This is a genomic window from Rhodococcus sp. IEGM 1302 (genome assembly GCF_030056935.1).
Classification (GTDB): Bacteria; Actinomycetota; Actinomycetes; order Mycobacteriales; family Mycobacteriaceae; genus Rhodococcus_F; species Rhodococcus_F qingshengii.
The window spans coordinates 1-6,660 of record NZ_JASHKY010000054.1 but is presented as its reverse complement, the minus strand read 5'-3'; the positions used below and the strand labels follow the sequence as shown (position 1 = coordinate 6,660).

At 61.9% G+C, this 6,660-nt stretch carries 1 protein-coding gene; it reads left to right on the top strand.

Annotated elements, in window-relative coordinates:
- A partial coding sequence (locus QM609_RS29020) for a non-ribosomal peptide synthetase (protein WP_283337649.1) occupies positions 1 to 6,660 on the top strand: 6,660 nt, incomplete at both ends.

Sequence of the window (6,660 nt, the reverse complement as noted above, 5' to 3'; positions counted from 1 at the left end):
AGTTGTTCGAGGCGTCGACGGTGGAGGCGTTGGCTGCTCGTTTGGGTTCTCATGTTGGTGGCGGTTCACGTGCGGCGTTGACTGCGCAGGTGCGTCCGGTTCGGGTTCCGTTGTCGTTGGCGCAGCAGCGCATGTGGTTCCTCAACCAGTTGGATACAAGCTCGGCAGGGAACAACGTCCCGGTTGCGATAACTCTCACCGGAGAACTGGACGTCTCGGGGCTGGAGCAAGCGGTCGCCGACGTTATCGGCCGTCACGAGGTTCTGCGCACGGTCTACCCCGAGGTCGACGGCGTCGGCTACCAGAAGATCGTTGCACCGGCTGATGTCGACGTGAACCTCGCTGCAACCTCGGTCTCGGATTCGGAGATCGTTTCCGAGGTAACGAACTTCGTAGCGGCAGGCTTCGACGTGACGGCCGAGGTGCCGTTGCGCGCCAAGCTTTTCCAGATCAAGGCCGACGAGCATGTTCTGGTATTCGTGGTGCATCACATCTCGACCGACGGTTTCTCGATGGGCCCGTTGACCCGCGACGTCATGACCGCCTACTACGCCCGAACCAACGGCCAGGCTCCAACCTGGACGCCGTTGCCGGTGCAGTATGCCGATTACTCGTTGTGGCAGCGTGAGGTTCTCGGGTCCGAGGACGATCCGCAGTCCGTCATCGCGCAACAGATCACTTACTGGGCGCAAGCACTGGACGGCGTGCCCGAACAGTTGAATCTTCCGGGGGATCGGGCTCGGCCGGCGGTATTCTCCGGTCAGGGAGCGACATTCGAATTCTCGATCGGTCAGGAATTGCATGAGCGGCTGATCAGCGTGGGCCGGGAACACAATGCGTCGATGTTCATGGTGGTCCATGCGGCTCTGGCGTCGCTTCTCGCTCGTCTGTCGGGAACAACGGACATCAACATCGGTGCACCGATGGCCGGGCGAGGTGAATCCGAACTCGACGATTTGATCGGAATGTTCGTCAACACCCTGGTTTTGCGTACCGAGGTTGATCCGTCGGCGGCGTTCACAACACTTCTGGCCTCGGCTCGGGAAACCGACCTTCAGGCGTTCGCGCACTCGGACCTTCCGTTCGAGCGGCTCGTGGAAGTGCTGGATCCCGTTCGGTCGAGGGCACATCACCCGCTGTTCCAGGTGGCATTGGCATTTCAGAACCTGGGGCAGAACTCGTTGGCTCTGCCCGGTCTGACGGCGGCCGAGTTCGAAATCGACGAGACCGTGGCCAAGTTCGACCTGCAGCTCACGATCAGTGAGGTATCAGAAGGGCTGTCGGCGACGTTCACGTACGCGACGGATCTGTTCGACGAATCGACCGTCCGCGGATTCGCCGCACGATTGATGCGCATTCTGAACGGAATTGCGACGGACCCCGCAACTTCAGTGGGTGACATCGAAATCCTCGACGCGTCCGAGCGTGAGGTTCTGACGAGTCAAAGGGCTTCGTCAGGAGTAGCGCAGGCGCCGTTGGCCGAGATTCTTGCCGACGCTGCTGCGCGCTACCCGGACAACGTCGCTTTGCGCTACCCCGGCACGGCGCAGGCCGCGGCCGGTAGGTCCATGACGTATCGAGAGGTCGACGAGTGGTCGTCGAAGCTGGCCCGCGTTTTGATCAACCGTGGTCTCGGGGCTGAAGATCTTGTGGCGGTGTCGATTCCGAGATCCGTCGAATCGGTACTCGCGGTCTGGGCAGTGTCGAAGACCGGGGCAGCGGTCGTTCCGATCGATCCGCACTATCCGGCAGACCGTATCGCGCACATGCTCAGCGACTCGGGTGCGAAGGTTGGCCTGACCCTCGACGTCGAACGTCCGAATCTCGCCGACGACGTCGAGTGGTTGGTCGTGGACGGACCGCTCGGCGAACAGATGATCGCCGGAGTGTCCGGAGCGCCGATAGATGCCGAGGAACGTGTCCGTCCACTGACGACTGCTCATCCGGCTTGGGTCATCTACACCTCCGGCACGACAGGACTGCCGAAGGGCGTTGTCGCGACCAACGCGGGACTGGCGAGCTTCAGTGTCACGCAGGCCGCGCACTACCTCGTGAAGCCCACCTCGCGGACATTGCACTTCGCGTCACCGAGTTTCGACGCGTCGATGCTCGAGTTGTTCCTCGCGGTGGCCACCGGCGCGACGATGGTCATCGTCCCGCCTGGCGTGTACGGCGGCGACGAACTGGCTGAGGTGTTCCGTAGCGAACGAGTCACGCATGCGTTCATCACACCCGCTGCCCTGGCGTCGATGGACCCGAGCGGCCTGGACGACCTGACGGTGGTAGGCGTGGGTGGCGAAGCGTATTCGCCGGAACTGATCAGCAAGTGGACGACAGGGGACGGATCGGCCGCGTCGGCTTCGGCTCCCAGGACATTCCTGAATGTCTACGGCCCGACCGAGACGACGATCGTGACGAACGTCAGCGTTCCGCTTCTGCCCGGTGACCGAATGGACATCGGCGCCACGATCGGTGACATGGCCGCATTCGTCCTGGACACACGACTCAATCCAGTTCCACTGGGAGTCTCGGGCGAGCTGTATCTGTCCGGTCCTCAGGTGACCCGCGGCTATCATCGTCGTCCAGGCTTGAGTGCCGATCGATTCGTGGCAAACCCGCACGGTAATCCGGGCGAGCGAATGTACCGAACCGGTGACGTGGTGCGCTGGGTCGCTGGAACGGCACCCTCCACCTACGCCGTGGAATACGTGGGCCGCAACGATTTCCAGGTCAAGATTCGCGGTTTCCGTATCGAACTGGGCGAAATCGATGCATCGCTGACGGCACACCCCGAGGTCGAGTTCGCTGCGACGATGGGTACGACCCTGCCGTCGGGTGCCCCGGCGCTGGTGTCGTACGTGTTCACCGGAAAGCACGCTTCGGTCACTTCGGCGGAATTGATCGAATTCGTCTCCAGAACCCTTCCGGCCCATATGGTTCCGGCTTCGGTCATGGCCTCCTCGGACATGCCGCTCAGTCCGGCAGGCAAGCTGGACCGAAAAGCGCTCCCAGCACCGGTTTTCGAGACCAAGGAATTCCGCGCCCCGGTCACCGAGATGGAACAAATCCTGAGCGAGATCTTCGCGGACGTTCTCGGCCTGGATCGCATCGGCACCGACGACTCGTTCTTCGCTCAGGGCGGCGACTCGATCATGTCCATCCAACTCGTCTCTCGTGCGAAGGCACGTGGGGTCGTATTCGCACCCAGTGACGTCTTCGAGAGCAAGACTGTCGCGGCATTGGCCGAAGTGGCGAAGTATGCCGCCGACGTCGAGGCCGCGGTGGTGCTCGAGGAGTTGCCGGGCGGTGGAGTCGGCTGGATGCCGTTGACGCCGATCGAACGATTCATGGTCGAGCGCGGTGGCAGCTACAACCGATTCACACAGACGATGACTCTCGAGCTTCCACTCGGAGTGCAGCGAGCCGACATCGTGCGAACACTCGCTGCAGTCGTCGACCACCACGACATGTTCCGCTCGCGGCTGATCTCCGACGGTCGCGGATGGGGGATGTCGGTCTCCGAGCCCGGAACCGTGGACGTCGAGGATCTGCTCAGCCGCGTCGATGTCGACGCGGCTGCGGACGAGTCGACAATTGTTCTCACGGCTTCCAAGGGCCTCGACGAGGCTCTCGGCCGGTTGAATCCGGCGGACGGCGTAATGGTTCAGTTCGTGTGGGTCGACTTCGGTCCCACTCGCACCGGGCGCTTGATCATCGCTGCACATCACCTGATCGTCGACGGGGTCTCCTGGCGAATCATCGTTCCGGATCTGGTGTCGGCTGCGGCTCAGATGGCCGGGGCGAGCGGAGCGACGGGGGATGTAGCCGGAACGACGGGGGATGTTGCTCTCGAGCCGACCGGTACGTCGATGCGACGCTGGGCTCATGCTTTGTCCGAAGAGGCCCATCGGGATTCGCGTGTGGCCGAGCTGGATACGTGGCGGAAGGTGTTGCAGACACCGGACCCGGTGCTGGGTAAGAGGGCGTACGACTCTGCCGTCGACGTTGCGGCAACGGTTCAGCGGATAAGCGTGACGGTCCCCACTCAGGTGACGGAGACTCTGTTGACCACGCTGCCGGAGGTTTTCAACGGCGGCGCCAACGACGGCCTGCTCGCTGGACTGGCACTCGCGCTGATCGAGTGGCGTCGCCGAGCCGGAATCGACTCGACGTCTGCCTTGCTGCAACTCGAGGGCCACGGTCGCGAAGAAGCCGTGATTCCTGGCGCGGATCTGTCAAGGACCGTTGGCTGGTTCACCGCTGCCTTCCCGATCAGTCTCGATCTTTCCGAGGTAGATCTGGGTGACGCTTTCGCCGGAGGTGATTCGGCGGGACACGCGATCAAAGCAGTGAAGGAACAGCTTCTGGCGATCCCGGACAAGGGCGTCGGGTACGGACTGCTGCGCTACCTGAACGAAGACACGCGCGCAGTGCTTTCTCGCTTCGCCGGGGGACAGGTCAGCTTCAACTACCTGGGACGAGTTGTCGCCGAGGATCTTCCGGCAGGCGTCGAGGGACTCGGGTGGCTGCCGGCCGGCGATTTCGCCAACGTGTCGGCACCCGAAGACGTCGACATGCCCGCAAACAAGGTCGTCGACATCAATGCGATCGTCAACGACGGCGCAGACGGTGCTGTTCTGGAGGCCTCTTTCGCATACCCCGTCGGTGCCATCGACGGCGAGAGTGTCGAGACATTTGCACAGATTTGGGTCGAAGCACTGACTGCCCTGGCGGAGCATTCTCGCTCCGTCGGAGCCGGTGGACTCACACCGTCCGACGTGCCGCTTGTCTCCGTGAGCCAACGAGATATCGACGGCTTCGAGAATCGATTCGGTACGGTGACCGACATCTGGCCCCTGGCACCGCTGCAGTCCGGTTTGCTCTTCCACGCGATGTTGGCAGAATCCAGCGTCGACCTCTACTCGGTGCAGATGATTCTCACTCTGTCCGGGAAGGTGGATGCCGACCGCTTGCGCACTGCAGCACAGGGAATCATCGACCGTTATGCGAACCTGCGAACGGCATTCACGGCCGACGACGACGGAACGCCGGTCCAGATAGTCCTCGAAGACGTTCCAGTCCCGTGGCGGAACATCGATCTCAGCGATATTGCGGCCGTCGACCGTGAGGCAGCTCTGAACGAAGTTTTGACGGCTGACCAGGCGACACACTTCGACATGGCGTCACCGCCGTTGATTCGGTTCACCTTCGTCACCATGGCGGAGGGGGACTATCGCTTGGTGGTGGCGAATCACCACATTATTCTCGACGGTTGGTCGGTGCCACTGCTCTTGCAGAACCTGTTGGCGCTGTACGCGACGCGTGGTGACGACTCGGTTCTTCCGCGTGTGCGTAGCTATCGCAATTACCTGGCGTGGCTTGTCGATCAGGATCGTGATCGATCACTCACAGCCTGGGCGGATGTGCTTTCCGGCGTCGAAGAGCCGACGCTGCTTGCTCAGGTCACAGGCGGACAGGAATTCACCGCGCTGTCACAGAAGCTGAACGTGTCGATGTCGTCGGAGACAACCGCGGCGCTCACCGCTCTGGCCGCACGACTCGGGGTCACCGCCAACACGATCGTGCAGAGCGCGTGGGCGGTCCTGCTCGGTGCGTTGACCGGAACCGACGACGTTGTCTTCGGTGCAACAGTGTCCGGCCGGCCACCGGCGCTCACCGGCGTCGAATCGATGGTCGGGTTGTTCATCAACACCCTCCCCGTGCGGGTGCGCCTCGACGCCGCGGAGTCCGTCGAAGAATTGGTTGCCAGGGTCCAGATCGAGCAGGCGAGAATGCTTGATCATCACTATCTCGGTTTGACCGATGTCCAGAAAGCAGCGGACGTCGGAACACTGTTCGACACGTTGGTTGTATTCGAGTCGTACCCGGTCGACCGTGAGGGCCTCGCCGCACAGGCGGATGTTCTCGACGGAATGATGATCGACGACATCGCCTCGGACGATTCCACGAACTACCCGTTGACCCTGCTGATCGCACTCGACGAGCAGTTGCACTTGACGCTGCGGTACCTACCGGACTTCTTCGATGCCGACTACGCAACTGCGTTGCTGGACAGAGTTCTTCGACTGCTCTCCTCCGTAGCCACCGATCCTTCGGTGCGTGTTGGTGACGTTGATATTTTGGATTCTGTTGAGCGTTCGTTGGTGCTCGAGGGGTGGAATGACACGGCTCGTGAGGTTGCGGGTGTGTCGGTGTTGGACGGGTTCGATGCGCAGGTGGCGGCGTCTCCGGATGCGGTAGCGCTCTCGTTCGAGGGTGTGTCGTTGTCGTATGCGGAGTTCGATGCTCGGGTGAATCGTTTTGCCAGGTATTTGGTTTCGGTGGGTGTGGGGCCGGAGTCGTTGGTGGGTGTTGCGGTTCGTCGGTCGGTTGATTTGTTGGTTGCGGTTTACGGTGTGCTCAGGGCTGGTGGTGGGTATGTTCCGGTGGATCCGGATCAGCCTGCGGAGCGTAATGGGTATGTGTTGGCGGCGGCGTCGCCGGTGTGTGTGGTCAGTACTTCTGATGTTGGTTTCGATGCTGGTGTGGTGCCGGTGGTCGAGGTTGATGTTGTTGATGTGTCTGGTTTTTCGGGTGCGCCTGTCTCGGATGTGGATCGGGTTTCGCCGTTGCGGTCGGGGAATACGGCGTATGTGATTT